The 1,860-nt window shown below is 56.5% G+C and carries 1 rRNA gene; it reads right to left on the bottom strand.

Annotation, left to right across the window (positions count from 1 at the left end):
- Positions 1-31: 31 nt before the first annotated feature.
- Positions 32-1,860: ribosomal RNA gene (locus ACGFYY_RS42340) — 23S ribosomal RNA — on the bottom strand; the annotation flags it as partial.

Here is a 1,860-nt window from a genome sequence, read left to right as displayed (position 1 = left end):
TTCAGAACTAACACAGTGGACGCGAGCAACTGAGGACAAGCCCTCGGCCTATTAGTACCAGTCAGCTTCACCCGTTACCGGGCTTCCACATCTGGCCTATCAACCCAGTCGTCTACTGGGAGCCTTACCCTCTCAAGGAGGTGGGAATACTCATCTTGAAGCAGGCTTCCCGCTTAGATGCTTTCAGCGGTTATCCCTCCCGAACGTAGCCAACCAGCCATGCCCTTGGCAGGACAACTGGCACACCAGAGGTTCGTCCGTCCCGGTCCTCTCGTACTAGGGACAGCCCTTCTCAATATTCCTACGCGCACAGCGGATAGGGACCGAACTGTCTCACGACGTTCTAAACCCAGCTCGCGTACCGCTTTAATGGGCGAACAGCCCAACCCTTGGGACCGACTCCAGCCCCAGGATGCGACGAGCCGACATCGAGGTGCCAAACCATCCCGTCGATATGGACTCTTGGGGAAGATCAGCCTGTTATCCCCGGGGTACCTTTTATCCGTTGAGCGACGGCGCTTCCACAAGCCACCGCCGGATCACTAGTCCCGACTTTCGTCCCTGCTCGACCCGTCGGTCTCACAGTCAAGCTCCCTTGTGCACTTACACTCAACACCTGATTGCCAACCAGGCTGAGGGAACCTTTGGGCGCCTCCGTTACCCTTTGGGAGGCAACCGCCCCAGTTAAACTACCCATCAGACACTGTCCCTGATCCGGATCACGGACCGAGGTTAGACATCCAGCACGACCAGAGTGGTATTTCAACGGCGACTCCACAACCACTGGCGTGGCTGCTTCAAAGTCTCCCACCTATCCTACACAAGCCGAACCGAACACCAATATCAAACTGTAGTAAAGGTCCCGGGGTCTTTCCGTCCTGCTGCGCGAAACGAGCATCTTTACTCGTAGTGCAATTTCACCGGGCCTATGGTTGAGACAGTCGAGAAGTCGTTACGCCATTCGTGCAGGTCGGAACTTACCCGACAAGGAATTTCGCTACCTTAGGATGGTTATAGTTACCACCGCCGTTTACTGGCGCTTAAGTTCTCAGCTTCGCAACCCCGAAAGGTCACTAACCGGTCCCCTTAACGTTCCAGCACCGGGCAGGCGTCAGTCCGTATACATCGCCTTACGGCTTCGCACGGACCTGTGTTTTTAGTAAACAGTCGCTTCTCGCTGGTCTCTGCGGCCACCCCCAGCTCACGGAGCAAGTCCGATCACCAGTGATGGCCCCCCTTCTCCCGAAGTTACGGGGGCATTTTGCCGAGTTCCTTAACCATAGTTCACCCGAACGCCTCGGTATTCTCTACCTGACCACCTGAGTCGGTTTAGGGTACGGGCCGCCATGAAACTCGCTAGAGGCTTTTCTCGACAGCATAGGATCATCCACTTCACCACAATCGGCTCGGCATCAGGTCTCAGCCTTGTATGAGGGACGGATTTGCCTACCCCTCGGCCTACACCCTTACCCCGGGACTACCACCGCCCGGGCTGGACTACCTTCCTGCGTCACCCCATCGCTTACCTACTACAAGTCTGGTTCGTCGGCTCCACCACTTTCCTTTCCCCGAAGGGTCCGGAACGGCTTCACGGACTTAGCATCGCCTGATTCGATATTGGGCGTTTCAAAGCGGGTACCGGAATATCAACCGGTTGTCCATCGACTACGCCTGTCGGCCTCGCCTTAGGTCCCGACTTACCCTGGGCAGATCAGCTTGACCCAGGAACCCTTAGTCAATCGGCGCACACGTTTCTCACGTGTGTATCGCTACTCATGCCTGCATTCTCACTCGTGAACCGTCCACAACTAGCTTCCGCTGCTGCTTCACCCGGCACACGACGCTCCCCTACCCATCACA

The organism is Streptomyces sp. NPDC048331, from assembly GCF_043201215.1.
Classification (GTDB): domain Bacteria; phylum Actinomycetota; class Actinomycetes; order Streptomycetales; family Streptomycetaceae; genus Streptomyces.
The sequence above is the reverse complement of the archived record's forward strand: the minus strand, read 5'-3'. Positions and strand labels throughout refer to the sequence as shown.